Annotated in this window: 14 protein-coding genes; 7 read left to right on the top strand and 7 right to left on the bottom strand. The window is 63.9% G+C overall.

Annotated features, from left to right (window positions below; all coding sequences use genetic code 11):
* Positions 1-2: 2 nt before the first annotated feature.
* A complete protein-coding gene (locus tag BRX37_RS10195; protein WP_125986719.1) occupies positions 3-3137 on the top strand; it encodes an efflux RND transporter permease subunit in 3135 nt (1044 codons plus the stop codon).
* A gap of 7 nt (positions 3138-3144) precedes the next feature.
* On the top strand, positions 3145-3495 hold the full coding sequence (locus BRX37_RS10190) for a DUF3147 family protein (protein WP_125986717.1): 351 nt from the start codon (positions 3145-3147) through the stop codon (positions 3493-3495).
* 228 nt (positions 3496-3723) lie between these two features.
* Here BRX37_RS10190 and BRX37_RS10185 read toward each other — a convergent pair whose 3' ends face one another.
* Positions 3724-5103, bottom strand: a complete 1380-nt coding sequence (locus BRX37_RS10185; protein WP_164522447.1) for an alginate export family protein — start codon at positions 5101-5103, stop codon at positions 3724-3726.
* A gap of 17 nt (positions 5104-5120) precedes the next feature.
* Between BRX37_RS10185 and BRX37_RS10180 the strand changes: the two genes are divergently transcribed.
* The 3 genes from BRX37_RS10180 to BRX37_RS10170 are packed head-to-tail and all read left to right on the top strand — an operon-like array spanning position 5121 to position 8415.
* Complete coding sequence (locus BRX37_RS10180) at positions 5121-6080, top strand: chromate resistance protein ChrB domain-containing protein (protein ID WP_125986715.1); 960 nt, start codon at positions 5121-5123, stop codon at positions 6078-6080.
* Positions 6077-7489, top strand: a complete 1413-nt coding sequence (gene chrA / locus BRX37_RS10175; RefSeq protein WP_125986714.1) for a chromate efflux transporter — start codon at positions 6077-6079, stop codon at positions 7487-7489. Before BRX37_RS10180 ends, chrA begins: the two co-directional genes overlap by 4 nt.
* Positions 7490-7515: 26 nt before the next feature.
* A complete protein-coding gene (locus BRX37_RS10170; protein WP_206434145.1) occupies positions 7516-8415 on the top strand; it encodes a DUF1259 domain-containing protein in 900 nt (299 codons plus the stop codon).
* A 492-nt stretch (positions 8416-8907) separates the two neighbouring features.
* Here the strand turns inward: BRX37_RS10170 and BRX37_RS10165 are convergent, their stop codons facing one another.
* The 4 genes from BRX37_RS10165 to BRX37_RS10150 all read right to left on the bottom strand — a co-directional run bounded on the left by BRX37_RS10165 (position 8908) and on the right by BRX37_RS10150 (position 15336).
* Entirely contained in the window at positions 8908-9447 is a 540-nt protein-coding gene (locus BRX37_RS10165) for a methylated-DNA--[protein]-cysteine S-methyltransferase (protein ID WP_125986712.1), read from the bottom strand.
* A 94-nt stretch (positions 9448-9541) separates the two neighbouring features.
* Positions 9542-10960, bottom strand: coding sequence for an efflux transporter outer membrane subunit (locus BRX37_RS10160; protein WP_206434144.1), 1419 nt, complete (start codon positions 10958-10960; stop codon positions 9542-9544).
* A gap of 2 nt (positions 10961-10962) precedes the next feature.
* Complete coding sequence (locus BRX37_RS10155; RefSeq protein ID WP_125986710.1) at positions 10963-14142, bottom strand: efflux RND transporter permease subunit; 3180 nt, start codon at positions 14140-14142, stop codon at positions 10963-10965.
* Positions 14143-14145: 3 nt separating this feature from the next.
* Positions 14146-15336 (bottom strand): efflux RND transporter periplasmic adaptor subunit, encoded by a 1191-nt coding sequence (locus tag BRX37_RS10150; protein ID WP_048938183.1) that lies wholly within the window; start codon positions 15334-15336, stop codon positions 14146-14148.
* A gap of 209 nt (positions 15337-15545) precedes the next feature.
* On the opposite strand from BRX37_RS10150, the gene BRX37_RS10145 reads away from it, so the two are divergent.
* Positions 15546-16040, top strand: a complete 495-nt coding sequence (locus tag BRX37_RS10145) for a TetR/AcrR family transcriptional regulator (protein WP_234831892.1) — start codon at positions 15546-15548, stop codon at positions 16038-16040.
* A gap of 47 nt (positions 16041-16087) precedes the next feature.
* On the opposite strand, the gene BRX37_RS10140 is transcribed toward BRX37_RS10145, so the two are convergent.
* The gene (locus tag BRX37_RS10140) at positions 16088-17368 is read right to left on the bottom strand and encodes a Xaa-Pro dipeptidase (RefSeq protein WP_164522446.1); all 1281 of its coding nucleotides are present in this window, start codon (positions 17366-17368) and stop codon (positions 16088-16090) included.
* Positions 17369-17595: 227 nt separating this feature from the next.
* Here BRX37_RS10140 and BRX37_RS26715 point away from each other — a divergent pair, with 227 nt between their 5' ends.
* Complete coding sequence (locus BRX37_RS26715; protein WP_164522445.1) at positions 17596-17766, top strand: hypothetical protein; 171 nt, start codon at positions 17596-17598, stop codon at positions 17764-17766.
* 9 nt (positions 17767-17775) lie between these two features.
* Here the strand turns inward: BRX37_RS26715 and BRX37_RS10135 are convergent, their stop codons facing one another.
* Positions 17776-20673, bottom strand: a complete 2898-nt coding sequence (locus BRX37_RS10135) for a M16 family metallopeptidase (RefSeq protein ID WP_125986706.1) — start codon at positions 20671-20673, stop codon at positions 17776-17778.
* Between the last annotated feature and the right edge of the window lie 156 nt (positions 20674-20829).

Here is a 20829-nt window from a genome sequence, read left to right as displayed (position 1 = left end):
CCATGCTTGAACGCATCATCAGGCTGTCGATCCGGCAGCGCTTCATCGTCCTCGCGTTCGTCGCGATCATCACCACCATGGGCATCGCCGCCTTTCAGCGGCTGAAGATCGACGCCGTCCCCGACATCACCAACGTCCAGGTGCAGATTAATAGTTCTGCCCCCGGTTTTTCGCCGCTGGAAGCCGAGCAGCGCATCACCTTTCCGGTAGAGACCGCCATCGCGGGTCTACCCGGACTTCAATATACCCGCTCGGTGTCCCGATATGGCCTCAGTCAGGTGACCGTAGTCTTCAAGGACGGGACGGATATCTATTTCGCCCGCCAACTTGTGAACGAGCGCCTTCAGGGCGTGCGGGGGACGCTCCCGGCCGGCATCGAACCCGAGCTGGGGCCGATCGCCACGGGGCTCGGCGAGATTTTCATGTACACCGTCGAGGCGAAGCCTGGCGCGATCAATGACGAGGGTAAGGCCTACACGGCTCAAGATTTACGCACGCTGCACGACTGGGTGATCCGGCCGCAGCTTCGCACTGTGCCCGGTGTCACCGAAGTAAACTCGGTGGGCGGCTATCGGCGCGAATATGTCGTGGCGCCAATCCCCGAGCGGCTCTCCGGTTTCGGACTGACGGTGCAGGATCTCGTCTCCGCGCTTGAGAAGAACAACGCCAATGTCGGCGCCGGCTATATCGAGCAGTCGGGTTCGCAGTATCTGATCCGCGTGCCGGGTCAGGCGGCGAACGAGCAGGATCTGTCCGGCATCATCGTCGCCTATCGTCAGAACACACCGATCCGCATTGCCGACGTCGCCGATGTCGAAATCGGCTCGGAGCTGCGCAACGGTGCTGCCACCAAGGATGGCAAGGAGGTCGTGCTCGGCACGATCTTCATGCTGGTGGGTGAGAATGCCAGCGAAGTCTCCAAGGCGGTCGCGGCACGGCTGGATGTCGTGAACGCATCGCTGCCCAAGGGCGTGGAGGTGCACACCGTTTATGACCGCTCCAAGCTGGTCGCGGCGACCGTCAGCACGGTTGACAAAAACCTCGCCGAAGGCGCGCTGCTGGTGGTTGTGGTGCTGTTCCTGCTGCTCGGCAATATCCGCGCCGCGCTGATCACGGCGGCGGTGATCCCGCTGTCCTTCCTGATGACGATCACCGGCATGGTCGCGTCCAGCATGTCCGGCAATCTCATGAGCCTAGGCGCGCTGGACTTCGGTCTTATCGTCGATGGCGCTGTCATTATCGTCGAGAACTGTCTGCGAAGGTTCGGCGGGGAACAGCATCGGCTCGGACGGCTGCTCGATCGAGAGGAGCGGTTCGACACGGCGGCGTCCGCCAGTGCGGAGGTCATTCGCCCGAGCCTGTTTGGCATCGCGATCATCACGCTGGTCTATTTGCCGATCTTCGCGCTGGAGGGCGTCGAGGGGAAGACCTTCCACCCCATGGCGTTCACGGTCGTGCTCGCGTTGACGGCGGCAGCCATCCTTTCGCTCACGCTCGTTCCCGCGGCAGTGGCGACTTTCGTGACCGGTCGGGTCGAGGAGAAGGAGAACCGCGTGATGCGCGCGGCGGGCAACGGCTACCGACCGCTGCTCGACTGGGCATTGAAGGCAAGGGTGGCGGTCGTCGCCGGCGCCATGGCATTGACGGTGATCGCGGGGCTAGTTGCTACCCGTTTGGGGTCGGAGTTTATCCCGAATCTGGATGAAGGCGACATCGCCATGCATGCGCTCCGCATACCAGGCACCAGCCTCACGCAGGCAGTGGCGATGCAATCGGCACTCGAACGACGGCTGAAGCAGTTCCCCGAAGTGTCGGAGGTTTTCGCCAAGATTGGCACGGCCGATGTCGCGACCGATCCGGTGCCGCCCTCGGTCGCCGATACCTTCATCATCATGAAGCCGCGCAAGGAGTGGCCCAACCCCGGCAAGGCCAAGGGCGATCTGGTCGCTGAGATGGACAAGGCCGTCCAGAGCGTCCCCGGATCGCGCTACGAGTTCATCCAGCCCATCCAGATGCGGTTTAATGAGCTCATCGCAGGGGTCCGCTCCGATGTGGCGATCCGTATCTATGGTGACGATCTGGAGAAACTGGCCAGCCTTGCTGAGCAGGTGACCGGCATCGTCGAAACCGTCGATGGGGCCCGGGATGCACAGGCCGAGCAAGTGACGGGGCTTCCCTTCATCCAGATCACGCCGGACCGGTTCCAGCTGAAGCGGCTCGGGCTCAATGTCTCCGATGTCCAGGATGTCGTGGCCGCAGCCACCGGTGGCAAGGAGGCAGGCCAGATCTTCGATGGCGACCGTCGCTTCGACATCGTGGTGCGTCTGCCTGAGCGACTGCGTCAGGATCCATCGGTTCTGCAGCGCCTTCCAATTCCGCTTCCAGGCGGAGCGGGCACCGTACCCTTGTCGGAGGTGGCGACGATCGAGCGGACGGTCGGACCGAACCAGATCAGCCGCGAGGATGGCAAGCGCCGTGCGGTCGTCACGGTCAATGTTCGCGGTCGTGATCTCGGATCTTTCATCGCCGAAGTGCAGGGGAAGATCGGATCGGGCGTCGAGATGCCGGCCGGCTACTGGATCGACTATGGCGGCACCTTCGAGCAGCTTCAGTCGGCATCGACACGGCTGCAGATCGTCGTGCCTCTTACGCTCATGCTGATCTTCGGCCTGCTGATGCTGCTGTTCGGGTCAGCGAAAGATGCCGGGATCGTGTTCTCCGGCGTACCGCTGGCTTTGACGGGGGGTGTCTTGGCACTACAGTTAAGGGGGATCCCATTTTCGATCTCGGCCGGCGTCGGTTTCATCGCCCTGTCCGGGGTCGCCGTGCTCAACGGCGTCGTAATGCTGGCATTCATTCGCCAGTTGCGAAGCGAGGGGCGCGAACTGGACGAAGCGATCCGGGAGGGGGCTATCACGCGCCTACGGCCGGTGCTCATGACTGCCCTGGTCGCGAGCCTCGGCTTTGTGCCCATGGCTCTGAACGTGGGGCTTGGATCCGAGGTGCAAAGGCCGCTTGCTACCGTTGTGATCGGCGGCATCATCTCCTCGACGATCCTGACGCTTCTGGTCCTGCCCGCCCTTTACCGGATGGTGCACGGTCGGAAGGCCGCGCCATCGCCCGAACAAATCGCGTGAGGTTCACATGCTCTACCTGACGATCAAGGCCGGGCTTTCCGGCATCATCATCGCCATCGTGTCAGAAGTGGCGCGCAAATATCCCGGGTTCGGCGCGCTCATCGCGTCGCTGCCTTTGGTGTCGATCCTGGGCATGATCTGGCTCTGGCGCGACACACAGGACATCGACAGGATGGCCCATCATTCGGCGGCGACATTCTGGTACGTCTTGCCCAGCCTGCCCATGTTCCTCGTCATCCCCCTGCTTCTGCGGCAGGGGGTGACGTTCTGGCCGGCGCTGGTGGCCGGCTGCGCGGTAACGATCCTGCTCTACCTCGGGTTAAGCTGGATCGGACCGCGCTTCGGGCTTCCGCTCTGAAGGGGCGCTTCTAAGCGCCTCTTACTCAAACTCTGACCCGGTGACCTAACGCCGTACCCTTTGGAAAGGCGGGTTTTGGTACAACCTGACGTTTGGCAGTTCAACCGGGATCGGCCGCTTCGTCCCACGACGCGGCGTTCAGCTTCCGGCAGCACGCGACCAACGCACGACGTTCCAGACAAGACGGTGAACGTCAGCTCAGGCCCGCAAAGCCGACATTTGCTGCATTCAGAATGACGCGGTTAGGTTGAACGAGCCATAGCGCGTCCAGCGTTCCGCAGGCGCATTCGGGGCATCACGCAGGAAACGCCCTTTGGCCAGTAACACTCCATCAAACTCGAACCGCAGTTGTTGAGGCACGATCCAGTAGCGGAGGCGCGCCTCCAGCTGATGGCCTGCAAAGTCCCCCGACCTCCCCGATGCGTCGCGCACGCCTGTCGATGAGAAGCTGTCCTCTGGGGCTGCCAACCACATCGCCCGATAGACGGCGAACCAGTCGAACCTCTTGCTCGGCGTCGCTTCGACCCGAACACCCTGGGTCATCAGGTTCGTCCGCGAGATAGCATTGTAGAGGCCAGCGGGTGCAAGCTCCGCGCGCCGCATTCCGAAAAGCGTGTCGAACCTGCCATCGGAACCGCCGGGCCGGTCGCCACTGGCCCGATCGAATTCCAGAGACACCCGAGGCTTCCACCCTCCAGTAAAGGTATAGCCCATGTCGACATGGACGAAGCTGGCGCTCACCGATTGTCGCAGCGCCGTTGACGCGAGGGATGTGCTGAGGTGCCCCGTCTGATAGAAGGCCTCAACCTCATAGTCGAAGGCACCGGGGCGGGGCTCGGCAATCACACGGCCACCGAATGTATCGAGCGACCGGTCGCGGGTCGGCCGATGGGGGGAATCCCGCTCGCCAAGATGGAAGTAGGTCAGTTCAACGGTCGCCTGACCGAGAACCTTGGCCTTGCTGACCTGTCCGCCCCACAGGACAAGGTCGAATCTCTCGCGATCCAACCTTACGCGCGCGGCCCGGATACCAGCGTCATCTTCCGGCTGACGGACCTGCGGCAGCGTGTAGATCAGGATCGCCTTCCATCCCTGCGGCGCAGCGAAATCGGCCCGGACCCCGGTATAACCGTTGGTGGTGTTGCGATAATCGTCAGCGGCCACGAGACGACGCGATCCCAGGTTCAAGGTCATGCGTCCAGCAGTCAGCGTCAGCTTGGTTCCCCTGCCCAGGGCACCATCAAGTCCGGCAGCCACATAGGCCTGCACTGGCTCCAGCGTGTTCACCTCGTTCGTTGTGACCGGCGTGCCGGAATTGTCGCCCCAGACCCGGCTGTCGAACAGCTCCACCCCCAACCGGATGTCATCACGCCGATACTCGGCCAGGACGTTCGTCCGCAGGTTTACCAGCTGATCGCTTTCGTTGAACCCCGCTCGGGCCTGGCCATCGATAAGCTCGTATCGCAGGCGCATGGTGCCCGTCACGGTCAGTCCATCTGCCGCTACCGAAGTGACCGGCGTTACCTGCTGTGCCCAACCCGCGTGAGGAACGACGGCCGTAACGCCAAGCGTCGCCATGAGATATATATGTTTCACCGAATCAATCATGATGATACATATGCGATATGAATAGCGATGACGCATCAGAATTCTGGCTGGCCCTGCTTCACCAGCTTCCGGCCAAGCCTCCTTATCTGCGAGTGAAGATCTGGCGGCGACTACAGGCGATCGGCGCCGTGCCGCTCAAGAATGCCGTCCACGTCCTGCCTCGCCGGGAGGGGACGGAGAGCGCCTTTCGCGACCTCCTCGCCGAGATTATCTCAAGCGGCGGAGAGGCCGTGCTCATTGAGGCGCGGATGATCGAGGGGCAGAACGACGCGGATCTGCGCGCTCTGTTCGATACTGCCCGCGACAGCGATTATGAGGAACTTGCTCAGGCGGCGCGCTCGCTGCTTGATACGGGTCCGCCTTCCGGTGCCGACATTGGCAAGCTGCAGCGGCGCCTCGCTGAGATCGTCAAGCTGGACTTCTTCGATGCCCATGGGCGACAAGCGGCCGAAGCCGCGATGCGGGAGTTGGATGAAAAGCGCTACGCGCATCCAGATGTTGGCCGCACGTGCGAACAGGCGCAGCTCTCTCCCGCCGATCTCCGGAACCGCGTCTGGGTCACGCGGCGGGGCGTCCACGTCGACCGCATCGCCTGCGCGTGGCTGATCCGGCGCTTCATCGATCCGCAAGCCAGCTTCAGGTTCGTGGATGCGAAGACCCATCAACCGCAGGAGGGCGAATTGCGCTTCGACATGGTCGATGCCGAATTCACCCATGAGGGGGATTGGTGCAGCTTCGAAACGCTGCTGGCACGCGCAGAGCTGACGGGTGACCCCGGTCTCACCGCCATCGGGGAAATCATCCACGATCTCGACATCGGCGACGGCAAATATGGGCGACCGGAGACACCCGGCCTTGGGGCGATGCTGTCGGGCGTCTGCGCGTCAACCGACGATGACCTCCAGCGCATCGCCAGTGCCGGTGACGCTCTCAACCAGTTCCACGCCTATTTCAGTTCGCGAAAGGCCGAGCGATGACCGCGATAACGACCGATACCCAGGAGCTGCCGGATGCCGCTGCAAAGGATCATGGCATCCCGTTCGGCGAGGCGGTGAAGGTCTGGGCGCGCATCGCCTCGCTCAGTTTCGGCGGTCCCGCTGGGCAGATCGCGGTGATGCACCGCATCCTTGTCGACGAGAAGCGGTGGATCGGGGAGGAGCGTTTTCTTCATGCCCTGAACTACTGCATGCTCCTGCCCGGCCCGGAGGCACAGCAACTTGCCGCCTATATTGGCTGGCTGCTGCACAAGACCAAGGGTGGGCTGGTCGCTGGCGCGCTGTTCGTCTTGCCGGGCTTCATCTCCATCCTCGCCCTCAGCTATCTCTACGTGCTGCTTGGACATTCGCCGGTGATCATGGGGCTGTTCTTCGGCCTGAAGGCGGCGGTGCTGGCGGTGGTGATCCAGGCGGTGGTTCGCGTTGGCTCCCGCGCGCTCAAGAATAATGTGATGCGTGGGATCGCGGCTGCGGCCTTCGTGGCCATCTTCTTCCTCGATGCCCCTTTTCCCGTGATCGTCCTGTCCGCCGCGCTCGCCGGATACATCGGTGGACGCATGAGACTGCCCGCGTTCAAAGGTGGTGGAGGACACGGACCCGCGGACGGCAATATCGTTCATGACCGTGATACCGCACTCGGCGAGGGCCTGCCTGCTCATGCCCGCCCCGACCTGGGCTGGTCGTTGAAAATCTCCGGCGCACTTCTGGTCCTCTGGCTCGCCCCGGTCGGACTGTTGCTTGCCATCTTCGGTCCGGACGATGTCTATTCCCGAATCGCTACCTTCTTCAGCCAGATGGCAGTCGTGACCTTTGGCGGGGCCTATGCCGTGCTGGCTTATGTCGGACAGGAGGCCGTCGGCACCTATAGCTGGCTCCAGCCGGGGGAGATGCTCGACGGCCTCGGCCTGGCGGAGAGCACGCCGGGTCCCCTCATTATGGTGACCCAGTTCGTGGGCTTCCTTGCCGCCTTCCGGGAATCAGGCGCCTTGCATCCTCTGATCGCAGCGACGCTGGGCGCCATTCTCACGACCTGGGTGACGTTCGTCCCGTGCTTCCTGTGGATCTTCGCAGGCGCCCCCTTCGTCGAACGGCTGCGGGGCAATCCAGCGCTGTCCGCTTCGCTCGGTGCGATCACGGCAGCGGTCGTCGGTGTCATCCTGAATCTCGCCCTCTGGTTCGCCATCCACGCGCTGTTCCGCGAAGTTCGCAGGATCGACCTTGGCGCGATCTCCTTCGATCTGCCGGTCCTGACTTCGCTGCACCTGCCAGCCCTGGTTTTGGCCGCCGCCGCCGCTGTGGCGGTGTTTCGCTTCAAGATTGGCATGATACCAACGCTGGCAGCCACCTCCGCCGCCGGCATCGCGATCTACATGCTTGGCCTTATTTCCTGACGTCGACCTTTCGAGAGGAGACCCTAATGAAGTCCATGCGTTTGTTGAGCCTGCTCGGCCTGTTTGCGCTGAGTGCCCCCGCCTATGCAGCCGAACCGTGGGAGCAGGCGATCGCCACATCCTTCGGCAAGGCCGGGACGGAGATGCCTGGAGGCGTCTATCGCATCGCGCTGCCGCGCAGTGACCTGAAGGTGACGCTGGACGGCGTGGGCATCAAGCCTGCGCTGGCGCTTGGCTCATGGCTTGCCTTCATGAGCCATGGCAGTGGCGAGGTCATGGTGATGGGCGACCTCGTGCTGACCGATACCGAGGTCAATCCGGTGATGGCGAAGCTCGTCTCCAACGGCTTCGAGATCACGGCCCTCCATAATCACCTGCTGCGCAACACGCCGCACACCATGTATATGCATATCGGCGCCACTGGAGATCCGGCGAAACTCGGCAAAATTCTCCACGACGCGCTGGCGCTGAGCCAGACGCCCCTGACGGCGGCACTAGCACCGGCTCCAGCACCGGCTGATACGATCGATCTGGACACGGCGGCTATCGACAAGATCATGGGACGCAAGGGCAAGATCGGCGGCGGTGTGTACGCCTTCGGCATCCCCCGTGCCGAAGCGCCGCGCGATGGCGGCATGGCGCTCCCGCCTGCCATGGGATCAGCCATCGCGATCAACTTCCAGCCGACGGGCGGTGGCAAGGCTGCAATCACGGGCGACTTCGTCCTGGCCGCTTCCGAGGTCAATCCTGTGCTGCGCGCCCTTCGCGAGAACGGCATCGAGGTGACGGCGCTCCACAACCACATGCTCAATGATGAGCCGCGCATGTTCTTCATGCACTTCTGGGCGAATGATGACGCGCAGAGGCTCGCGAAGGGCTTGGCCGCTGCGCTTGGCCATGTGTCCGTCGCGCCGAGTGCGAACTGACGCGAAGCCGCCCGCAATATGTAGTTCGACACGGACGCTGTCATATCCTCAGGATGGAACAGCGTCCGCCCTCTTGCCGAGATGCCCGATGCAGCAAAGCCGCAAAAGGCTTAATCGCGCTGGCAGCTGTCCAAGTAAGAGATAGCGGGTTTCGGCTAGAACTGACATTTAACGGATCGAACGAGAACGGCGGGAAAGTCCCAAAAGTTAGCACGTCCAAGCGCATGCCAACCCAATGAGCCAGAGGCGGCTTTCGGGATCCTGTATACTGACACCGTATGGTAGCCACTCCGGCGCAAAGCGGCACTCATTCCACTAGCGATACGGAAATTTCCCAATGATTTGAGTGCCCATTGCTTTCATGTCGGGTGCACCAAACCTCGCATAGATCGGCCGGCTGACGCGCAGTTTCCTATTTTAGCGTTACGGAACGCTGGCGCCGATTGGTCGATTTCTGAGCCGTGATGCGATCAACGCATGATGACGAGGCGCCTAAACCGATCTCGCTCCGGCATCGGCAAGCGGCATTGGCGCGAACGAAAAAAGATTGTCCCCGCCCTGCTCCAGATCGAGCAGATATTTCTTGGTTTCCACCCCGCCGGCAAAGCCGGTGAGCGCGCCGTTGCTGCCCACCACCCGGTGACAGGGCGCGATGATCGAGATCGGGTTGCGACCATTGGCGGCGCCGACGGCACGGGTCGCGGTCGGGCGACCAATGGCGCGGGCGATGTCGGCATAGCTGCGCGTCTCGCCGAACGGTATGTCGAGCAGCGCAGCCCAGACTTGGCGCTGGAAATCCGTGCCCTGAAAATGCAGCGGGACGGAGAAATGCTGCCGCTGGCCGGCGAAATATTCCGATAGCTGGGAAGTCGCGTCGCGCAGCACCGGGTGGTCGGTCGCTTCGGAGCGGGCGCCCAGGCGGACGCGGGCGGGATCATCGTCGTGCCACAGGACCGCCATCAATCCTTCGTCACTCGCGACCAGCGTCAGGTCGCCCACCGGCGAGGGCATCATCATACAGGCCAGGGTCATCGTCATCCTCCATGCGTCATCGCTGGAGATAGGCGATGATCCCCGCCCCCGCTTCCTGCCGCTTGCGATCAAAGTCCGCAAGCGGCAGGCCGCATCATTTCAGGCCGCCACCCATGGCACGATACAGCTCGATCATGTTGGTGAGCCGTGCCAGCCGGGTCGATACCAGGCTCTGTTCCGCGCTCGACAGGGTCCGCTGCGACACCAGGGTCGGCAGGAAGCCGTCGACACCCGCACGGAAGCGGGCCTGCGTCAGGTCATAGGCCTTGCGCGCAGCATCCCGCTGCGAGGTCTGCGCCTCGACCTGATCGGTCATCGTGCCACGCCGGGCGAGCGCATCGGCGACTTCGCGGAAGCCGGTCTGCACGCTCTTTTCATAAGTGGCGAGCATCGCGTCATAGGTCGCCCTGGCGTAACGCAGATTGCCCTTGTTCCGGCCGAAGTCGAAGATCGGCAGGGTCGCACTGGGCGCCACCGACCAGCTATCGCTGCCCGACGCGAACAGGCCGGACAGGCCAAGGCTGACCGTGCCCAGAGCCGCCGTCAGCGACAGCTGCGGGAAGAAGGCCGCCCGCGCCGCACCGATATTGGCGTTGGCCGCGATCAGCTGATGCTCGGCCGACGCGATGTCGGGCCGACGCAGCAACAGGGTCGAGGGCAGTTCCGCCGGCAGATTGTCGAGCGTGACATGACCTTCCGGCAGGGCCGACGGCAGATCCTCGCTGCCGAGCGTCGTGCCCGCCAGCAGGTTCAGCGCATTCTGGTCCTGCGCGACCAGCGTGGTGGCGCTGGCGATGGCGGCGCGCGCCTGGTCATAGCTGGTCTGTGCCTCGCGCACTTCCAGTTCGGACGCGATGCCCTTGTCGAAGCGCGCCTTGTTGAGGTCCAGCGTCTCCTTGAACGCGGTCGCCAGCGTGCGCGCGATCGACAGCAATTCCTGATCGGCGGCCATGTTCACCCAGGCCGTCGCCACTTCCGCCACCAATGCGGTCTGGGCCGCGTTGCGGTTTTCGACCGAGGCGAAATATTGCTCCTGCGCCGCCTTGGTCAGGTTCCGCACCCGGCCGAACAGGTCGATTTCCCAGGACGAGATGCCGACCTGCGCCTGATAGACATCGGTGTTGAGGCGCTGGCTCTGGCCGAACTGGACCAGCGGCTGTTCCGAATAGGTCGCGGTGCCGGTGGCCCCGACGGTCGGCAGCAGATCGGCCCGCTGCACCTTATATTGCGCCCGTGCCTGTTCGACATTGGCGACCGCAATGCGCAGGTCGCGATTGTTGGCGAGGCTCGTCTCGATCACCCGCACCAGACGCGGGTCGGTGAAGAAATCGCGCCAGGCGGTATCGGCCGGCACGATCGCCGCGCCGCCGTCCGCCGCGGCCGCATAGGCCGGCCCCTGGGGGCTGGCCTGCGGCACCGGCAGTTCGGGGCGGGCATATTTGGGCGCCATGTCACAGGCGGCCAGCGTCAGCGCCAGAGAGGCGACCGACATTGCTTTGATATTACGCAACATTCTTATGCCTCCTGCGGTGCGTTCGGCGTTTCGCCGTCGGCGTTACGCTGTTCTTCCCCTTCATGATGTTCGCGGAACAACCGCTTCACCACGGTGAAGAAGACCGGCACGAAGAAGATGGCGAGGACGGTGGCGGACAACATGCCGCCGACCACGGCCCAGCCGATGGCATTCTGGCCACCCGCGCCCGCGCCCTTGGACACGGCCAGCGGCAGCACGCCGAAGATGAAGGCGAAGCTGGTCATCAGGATCGGCCGCAGACGCAGCTTGCCCGCTTCCAGCGCCGCCTTGGCGGGCGGCAGCCCTTCGCGCATCTTCTCTTCGGCGAATTCCACGATCAGGATCGCGTTCTTCGCCGACACGCCGATGGTCGTAATCAGACCCACCTGCAGATAGATGTCGTTGTTGAGGCCCGCCAGCGTCGCCGCGATCACCGCGCCGAGCACGCCCAAGGGCACGACCAGCATGACCGCGATCGGCACCGACCAGCTTTCATACAGCGCAGCCAGGCAGAGGAAGACGATCAGCATCGAGAGCGCATAGACATAGGGCGCCTGTCCACCGGAGGTCTGCTCCTCATAGGAAATGCCGTTCCAGGCATAGCCGATACCGGCCGGCAGCTTGGCCGCGAACTCTTCCATCGCCTGCATCGCCGTACCGCTCGACACGCCGGGTGCCGGAGCGCCCTGGATGTTCATCGACGGCACGCCATTATAGCGTTCCAGACGGGCCGGGCCTTGGACCCATTCCGTGGTGGAGAAGGCGGAGAGCGGCGCCATCACGCCCGTGCTGCCACGCACATGATAGGCGTTGATCGCGTCGGCCGAGGTACGGAACGGTGCATCCGCCTGGACATAGACGCGCTTCACGCGGTCGCGGTCGATGAAGTCGTTGACATAGGATCCGCCCAGATTGGTACTGATCGTGTCATTGACGTCCGACTGGGCGATGCCCAGCGCACCGGCTGCGGCGTGATCCACATTCAGCTTCAGCTGCGGCGTATCTTCCAGGCCATTGGGACGGACCTGCGCCAGGCGCTTGTCGCCCATCGCCATGCCCAGCAACTGGTTGCGGGCTTCCAGCAGCTTCTCATGACCAAGATTGGCCTGATCGAGCAGCTGGAAGTCGAAACCGGACGCGTTGCCCAGTTCCTGCACGGCCGGCGGCACGAAGGCGAAGGCCATGCCCGACGAGATCTTCTGGAACGCCATATTGGCGCGCAGGGCGATCGCGGGGACGCGGTTGTCCGCACCCGACCGTTCATGCCAGTCCTTCATGCGGGCAAAGACGATGCCGACATTCTGGCCCTGGCCCACGAAGCCGAAGCCGGCGACCGTGAACACGGCCGAGACATTCTTCTTCTCGTCGACCAGATAATGGTCGCGCATCCGGGCGAGGGCCCGCTCGGTCTCTTCCAGCGTCGTGCCCGCGGGCAGCGACACCTGGTTGATGATGATGCCCTGGTCCTCGTCCGGCAGGAAGCCGCTGGGCAGGCGCAGGAAGATGAAGGCCATGCCGACCACCACCAGGCCATAGACAAGCATGGTCCGAACCCAGCTGCGCTCGACCTTCTCGACGCCCTTGCCATAGCGCACCACGCCCTTGTCGAAGGTCCGGTTGAACCAGTCGAAGAAGCGGCCAAGGATCGAACCGATCGGCCCGTTCCAGCTATGCCCGTGCGAGGCGGGCTTGAGGATGGTGGCGCAGAGCGCCGGGGTCAGGATCAACGCGACCAGCACCGACAGGATCATCGACGACACGATGGTGATCGAGAACTGGCGGAAGATGACGCCGGTCGAGCCGCCGAAGAAGGCCATCGGCAGGAACACCGCCGACAGCACCAGGCCGATGCCGATCAGCGCGCCGCTGATCTCGTCCATCGACTTCTTGGCCGCTTCCTTGGGGCTGAGCCCTTCATCCTGGATCAGACGTTCGACATTCTCGACGACGACGATCGCGTCGTCGACCAGCAGGCCGATCGCCAGCACCATGCCGAACAGCGTCAGGGTGTTGATGGTGAAGCCGGCTGCGCTGAGGATCGCCAGTGCGCCCAGCAGAACCACCGGCACCGCGATCGTCGGGATCAGCGTCGCACGCCAGTTCTGCAGGAACAGGAACATGACGACGAACACCAGCAGCACGGCTTCGAACAGGGTATGGACCACCTGCTCCACCGACAGCTTGACGAAGGTCGAGTTGTCGACCGGGAAGTCATATTTGACCCAGCTGGGGAAATTCTTCGACAGCTGGTCGACGCGCGCCTTGACCGCTTCCACCGTGTCGAGCGCGTTGGCGCCCGGTGCCAGCTTGATGCCGAAGCCCGATGCCGGATGGCCGTTGAACTTCACGCCGAAACCATAGGTTTCCGCGCCCAGTTCGACCTTGGCGACATCCTTCATCAGCACGACCGAACCGTCGCTGTTGCTGCGCAGGCGGATATTCTGGAATTCCTCCGGCGTGCGCAGGCGCGACTGGGCGGTAACGGTGGCGTTGAGCGCCTGGCCCTTGGGCGAAGGCGAACCACCGATCTGGCCGGCCGACACCTGGGCGTTCTGCGCGGTGATCGCCGACTTCACGTCGCCGGTGGTCACGCCCAGATTGGCCATCTTATAGGGGTCGAGCCAGATGCGCATCGCATATTGCGAACCGAACAGCTGGGTATCGCCGACGCCGGTGACGCGGCTCAGCGGATCCTGGAGGCTGGACGCGATGAAGTCCGCCGCGTCCTCCTGGTCATGGATGCCGTCGTCGGAATAGGCGGCCATGATGAGCAGGAAGCTGGACGTGGACTTGCCCACGCGCAGGCCCTGCTGCTGCACTTCCTGCGGCAACAGGGGGGTCGCCTGCGACAGCTTGTTCTGCACCTGCACCTGCGCGATGTCAGGATCGGTGCCCTGCTCGAAGGTCAGGGTGATGTTCAGATTGCCCGAACCGTCGCTGGTGGACGAGAAATAGCGCAGATTGTCGATGCCCTTGAGCTGTTGCTCGATGATCTGCGTCGTCGTGCTTTCCAGCGTCTGGGCGTTGGCACCGGGATAGGTGGTCTGGATCGTCACCGCCGGCGGGGCGATTTCCGGGAACTGCGCGACCGGCAGCGACCGGATCGCGAGCAGGCCCGCCAGCATGATGACGATGGCGATGACCCATGCGAAGATGGGCCTGTCGATAAAATAGCGGGCCATGGCTTAGTGCGCCTCGCCCGCGTTCGACGCGCCTTGTGCAGCGGCCGGCTTCGCGCCGCCTTCAGGCGCAGTCACCTGCTGCGGCGCACCGGGCTTCACCACCGTGCCGGGGCGCAGATTGACCAGCCCCTCGACGATCAACTGATCGCCCGGCTTCAGGCCGCTGGTGACGATCCACTTGTCGCCGATCGCGCGGTCGACGGTGACTTGGCGCATCTCGACCTTGTTGTCCTTGCCCACGACCATCGCCGTAGCCCGGCCGCGCGCGTCGCGCGAAATGCCCTGCTGCGGGGCCAGGATCGCCTGGGTGCGCTCACCCTCGATCAGCTTGGCGCGGACATACATGCCCGGCAGCAACAGGCCGTCGGCGTTGGGGAAGATCGCGCGCAGCGTGACCGCGCCCGAGCTGGAATCCACCGTCACATCGGCAAACTGCAAGCGGCCTTCACCCGGATAGACGCTGCCATTGGGCAGGATCAGCTGGATGCGGGCGCCCTGCGCCTCGCTGATGCCGCCAGCCTTCATCGCCTGCTTGAGGTCGATGATCTGCGCGGCCGACTGGGTCACGTCGACATAGACGCGGTCGGTGCGCTGGATGGTGGTCAGCGGATCGGCCTGACCGGTCTGAACCAGTGCGCCCGGCGTCAGCAGAGAACGGCCGATACGGCCCGAAATCGGCGCGCGGATGCGGGTGAAATTCTGGTTCACCTGCGCTGCCTGCACCGCGCCCTGCTGCGCCGCAACATTGGCGCGAGCCTGCTGGGCCGCAGCCGCCGCGTCATCATATTCCTGCTTCGACACCGCATTGATGCCGACCAGATCCTTGTAGCGCTGGGCCTGCAGCCCGGTCGAGCGGATCGCCGCCTGGGCATTGGCCAGCGAGCCCTGAGCCTGGGCGAGCGCCGCGCGATAGGGCGCGTCCTCAATCTCGTAGAGCAATTGCCCGGCCTGGACATTACCGCCTTCGGTAAACAGGCGACGACGGATCACGCCGCTGATCTGCGGCCGGACTTCGGCCGTTTCAAAGGCCGAGATGCGGCCCGGCAGTTCGTTCAGCAACGGTGCCGACTCGGTCTTGAGCGTCACCACGCCCACGCTCGGCGGCGGCGGTGCGGGCGGCGCTTCCTGACCGCAAGCGCTCAGCGCAAGGGCCGAAACACAGGCCAGCAATCCGAAGAAGTTCCCCTTTTGCATCAATTTTCCCAATCCGATAAATATCGCAGGACCGGAATGAACGTTCATTCCGCTTGCCGCGCACCTAAGAAGCTGTCAGAGGGAATTCAAGAGAAAAACAATTTTCCGAGGGTAAAATGGTTGCAGCGCAGCATGAAAAAAGCAGTCGCGACCGTGTACTTGCAGCGGCGCGAGACCTGTTCAACAGCCATGGTTTCCACCAGACGTCCATGGCCGAACTCGCTTCCGCCGCACAGGTATCAGTGGGGCAAATATATCGGCTTTTCAAAGGAAAGGAAGATATCATCGAGGCTATCGTCCATGCCGACGCCGACCAGTGGGCGGAGGACGTCGATATCCTGCGCAAACGACTCGACAGTGGCGAGTTGAGCATCGACGATACGTTCGAGCAACTGATGCTGCACGTCATTGACGAAAAGGATGAGGCGCTGTCGTTCGACATCCTGGCCGAGAGCTTCCGCAATCCGACGGTCGGCGAGATGATCGGCACCATGTGCGGCCGTTTCCGCGACGATATTCGCGACTTTGCCTGCGCCGCCAACCCGGAGCTTTCGGGCGAAGCGCTGGACGGCGCGGAGGAGATGATCCTGGCCTGCATGTTCGGCCTGGGCCATCGCAGCCTGTCGCGCCCCAATCTCAGCCCGGAGGCGTCGGCCCGGCGCGCCGCCCAGATGATCGTGGCAGGCCTGAAGGCCGTGCGCTGATCGCAGCGAAAGCCGGTTCACGCCGATCGTGAACCGGCAACGGCGGATCACTCCACCAGTTCGCCGCCCTTCACCACGTCGCTGACATGCTGCAGCAACGTCACATCCTTGAGAGGATCACCCTGCACTGCAACGATGTCGCCATAGCGGCCGACCGCGATCGCGCCGACATCGGCTTCCCAGCCCAGCGCCTTGGCGCCGCTGACGGTCGCCGCCCGGATCGCCTGCATCGGCGTCATACCCCATTCGACCATCTTGGCGAACTGCTTGCCATTGTCGCCATGGGGATAGACGCCGGCATCAGTGCCGAACAGCATCGGCACGCCCGCCTTCACCGCCTTGCGGAAGGTTTCGCGCTGGAGACGCCCGATCAGCTTTTCCTTGTCCAGGCTTTCCTGCTCGGTGCCGTTGGCCGTGCCGGTCGCCAGGATATAATCGTCATTATAGATATCCATGTCGAACCAGGTCTTCTTGCTGGCCGCCAGCTTGATCGTCTCGTCATCGGCCAGACTGCAATGTTCGATCGTATCGATCCCCGCCTCGATCGCGGTGCGGATGCCGTCATTGCCATGGGCGTGCGCCGCGACCTTGAGGCCCAGCATATGCGCCTCGTCGGCGATCGCCTTCATCTCGTCAAAGCTCAGTTGCTGGGCGCCAACCGCGTCGCCCAGCGAGAAGACGCCGCCGGTCGCACAGATCTTGATCACGCGCGCGCCATATTTGTGCAGCCAGCGCACCTTGGCGCGGCCTTCCTGCGGGCTGTCGACCACCGAAGGCTCCTTGCGGTCCATCGAGGGCGGCAGGCCGCCGCCATCGCAATGGCCGCCAGTCGCGCCGATCGCATAGCCGGCCGGGATGATCCGCGGCCCGACAATCTGCCCCTCCTCGATCGCCTGTTTGAGGCCCACATCGGCGAAATCGGCCGACCCGACATTGCGCACCGTGGTAAAACCGGCCTTCAGCGTGATCCGCGCATTCTTGACGCCCACAGCGGTCCAGAAACTGTCGGTGTAGCGGAGCCCCTGATAGCCGCCCACTTCCGCCAGGCTGGTCAAATGGACGTGCATGTCGATCAGGCCCGGCAGGATGGTCTTGCCCGACAGGTCGATATGGCGGACGTCGCTGCCCCAGCGCACGGTGCGCGCGTCGGCAATGCCGGTAATGCGACCATCGGTGATGAAGATGGCCGGATGATCGACCGTCTTGCCGGCCAGCACATCGACCATATGGTCCGCAGTGACGACCACCTGCTCGGCAAGCGCCGGCGCGGCAGCCAGCGACAACAGGATGGTGGTGGCCATGGCCGATGCCCGGACAGTCTTCAACATGCGATGCAAATCCCCCTGGGCGATCGATGTCCGGGCCGCGTATGGCCGGATCATCATTGCCCCAAGCCCCTGACCTAGCGACCAAAGCCCGCCAGCATCAAGCGCAAAGATGGATGGCGGCATCGCGCCACCCGCCCCTGTTTCACCCCCGTCCACCGCAAGCCGCTGCGCTGCCCGCAACCTGTTGGCGCCCCGCCCATTGGAGGGTCAATCGAGGGAGGTATTTCATGGATCTGGAAGCAAATTTCGGCCGCGCCTATTTCGAGCAGCGACGCGACCGCAATCGCCAGTTGGCAGCGCAATCGGCCACACCGGCGCTCCGCAACATGCATATGGAATATGCGCGGCTCTACGAGCAATTGCTGCAGGCGGAGGACGCGCAAGCCGCCTCCGCCTGATCCAGCCGTCTATTTGGCAGCGACGCCCTGAGGCAACACCACGGCCGACCAGCTCTTGCCCGGCACCAGATATTTGGTCGCCAGCGCCTGGATATCGGCCGGCGTAACGTTGAGCAGATCCTGGCTCATGGTCTGCATCGCCTGCACATAGCGGGGATCATGGGTCGATCCCTCCATCTGCCCCATCCAGAAGGCATTGCCGGTGCTGGCGCGCATCAGCAACTGCCGCATCGGCGCCACCGCCCGTTGCAGTTCGTCGGCGCTGATCGGCGTCTTCGCCAGATCGGCCGCCGTTTCCTTCACGACGCTGTAGAAATAATTGACCCGGTCGGGCCGCACCTGGCTGGTCACCAAGATATAGCCGCCGCTATCATAGGAGAAGGGCCAGCTATTCTGCACGCTGGGCGAATAGGCAGCGCCCTCGGTCGAGCGCAGCTTGTCGAACAGCCGGTCATTGAAGATCTGGGTCAGGATTTCGAGCTGGCGCGCCTCCTTCGTCAGCGCAAAGCCGCCCGAGGTCGGCCAGGCCATGACGGCAGCCGCCTGCTCCTTGTCGCCATCATGGCGCAGGATGACCGGCTGTTCGACATGGGCGGGGAAACGCTGCACCTTGTTCGCGGCCGGCACCGGCACGTCCGGGCGGGCCGGCATCGCACCAAAGGTCGCCGCCACGGCCTGGATCGCTTCTTCCGCCTTCACCTGGCCGAAAATCTGGATCTCGATCGGCCCCGAAGCCAGGATCGGCTCCCAGGTCTGGCGGAAGCTTTCTGGCGTCAGCGCGTTGATTTCCGCCTTGGACGGGGTGCGGAACCGCACATCCTTGTCATGCAGCAGCCAGTTGAGGTCGCGCCCCAGCACGCCATCGGGCGCGCGCGACATCGCGTCATAGGCGACCGAGGCGCCGGTCTTCACCCGCGCGATCGGCGCGGGATCCCAGCCGGGCTGGTACAGTTTGGCGGCGAACAGGCGCAACTGGTCCTTGTAATCGGCCGGACGGGTCACCGCCTGCAATTCGAACGCGTCATCGTCGGTCGAAAACTGCATGCCCATGCGCCGGCCATTGGTCAGGTCGTCCAGCTCCCGCTGGCCCAGCTTGCCGATGCCGCTGGCCACCAGCGCATAATCGCCAGCCCAGCTTGCCACCGGCTTGGTGGGCGAGAAGGCCTGCTGGCCATGACCGAAGCGGACATTGATGCGCACCTTCTCGGTCTCCGCATCATTGGCGAACAGCGTCAGCTTGACGCCGTTGGAGAAGGTGATGCTCTCCATGCCCTGCAACCCGACCGGCGTGCGCGACACGACGGTCGCGGGCGCACCGAATTTGGGCAGGTCGTCCATCGTCACCGCCTTGTCGGCCAGGCGGGCATTGGTCGCCGCCTTGACCGGCGCGGCGAGCGCAGCGGCCAGCTTCTGCTCCTGCCCCGCCTCGACCTTGCCGGTGATCAGCATCGCCCGGAAAACTCCGGCGGAAAAGAGGCGGCGGGTGCAATCCAATATCTTCTGCGGCGTCATCGCCGGCTTGCCGGAGCGGAAGATGTCGAGCGCGGCCTGCGGGCTGACCGTAGTTTCGCGAATGTCCACCGCGCTCACCAGATCGCTCGCCTGCTTGGCCCCGGCTTCCGTGTCGGCATTTTCGACCTGGATCGCCAGCGCCGTGTCAAGCTGCGCATATTCGCGGTCGATTTCCTGCTGGGTCGGCGGCGCGGCCTTCGCATCCTCGATGATCGCGCGCACATCGGCCAGCGCCTTATCCCAATTCTCGCCGGTGGGCGTGATGGTGATGAAGGTGCCGTCGGCCGACCGGCTGATATCCTGCTGGTCGACACCCGCCGCCAGGAAGCTGCCCCCTGCCCGTGCCGCCTGCTCCAGCCGTCGGCTGACGATCTGCAGCGCCAGCATGTCGGTCAGCTTGTCCTGATTATAGACGATCGTGTCGGCATGGGGCTTCCACGGACGCAGCCAGGCCATGGTGAGGCCCGTTGGCGAGCCCGGTTCCACCACGACGCGGGTGGCCGGGGCCTTGGGGTCCGGCTCGCCGAAATCGGGCTGCTCGGCGCCCTTGCCGCTATCCTGCCAGCTGGCGAAATTATCCTTGAGCAACTCTTCGGCCAGTGCCGGGTCGATATCGCCGGCAATCGCGATCACAGTGTTTTCCGGGCGATACCAGCGCTGGTGGAAGGCTTCGGCCTTGGCCGCGGTCACCGCGTTGAGCGTTGCGACCGTGCCGATCGGCGCATGGTCGGCCAAGGTCTGGCCGGCAAAGAAATGCTGGCGACTGGCATCGGAAATCCGCATCTGCGGCCCGTCGCTCTCGCGCCGTTCGGCCAGCACCACCGCCCGCTCGGCATCGACCGCGCTGTCGACGATATTGGGGTCGGTCATCATGCCGGCCAGGATCTTCAGGCTTTCGCCAAGGCTCGTCTGATTGGCCTGGGGCAGGTCCAGCGCATAGGTCGTGCCGGTCGGCGTGGTCGCGGCATTGCTGTCGCTGCCGAAGGTTACGCCCAGCCGCTGCCAGATGCGCTTCGACTCGCCATCGGGCACATGGCGCGAGCCGCGCATCGACAGATGCTCCATGAAATGGGCATAGCCCTGCTCGTCGGGACGCTCCATCAGCGATCCGGCATCGATGCGCAGGCGGATCGACACCTGCCCCGGCGGCACGCCATTGCGGCGGATGGCATAGCGCAGCCCGTTGGACAGCGTGCCGAACCGCCACGCCGTGTCGATCGGCACATCACTATTTTCGTAGAGCCAGGGGCGGATATCCGCCTGGCTGCCGCCCGGCGCGGCCTTTGCCCCGGCAACCGAAGGATCGGTCCTGGCCGCCAGCGGCAGGGGAGAGCCCGACAGAAGCAGGGCAAGAATGGTGAGCGAAGCGGCCGAACGGCGAGAGGTCAAACGCATAGGCAGGGGAGCCTAACGGCATTTTCCTGAATGACCACTGACAAAGATGGTCACGCCGCTGCATCGGAGCATTGCACACAGAAGGGGGAACCGCTCTTGCGCCCCAAGCGATGCGACAATGAAAATATGGCGCGCACGCAAAATTGCGCGCGCCAG

The organism is Sphingomonas sp. S-NIH.Pt3_0716, assembly GCF_003950715.1.
Lineage (GTDB): Bacteria > Pseudomonadota > Alphaproteobacteria > Sphingomonadales > Sphingomonadaceae > Sphingobium > Sphingobium yanoikuyae_A.
Note: the sequence above shows the minus strand (reverse complement) of the source record. Positions and strands in the feature narration are given on the sequence as shown.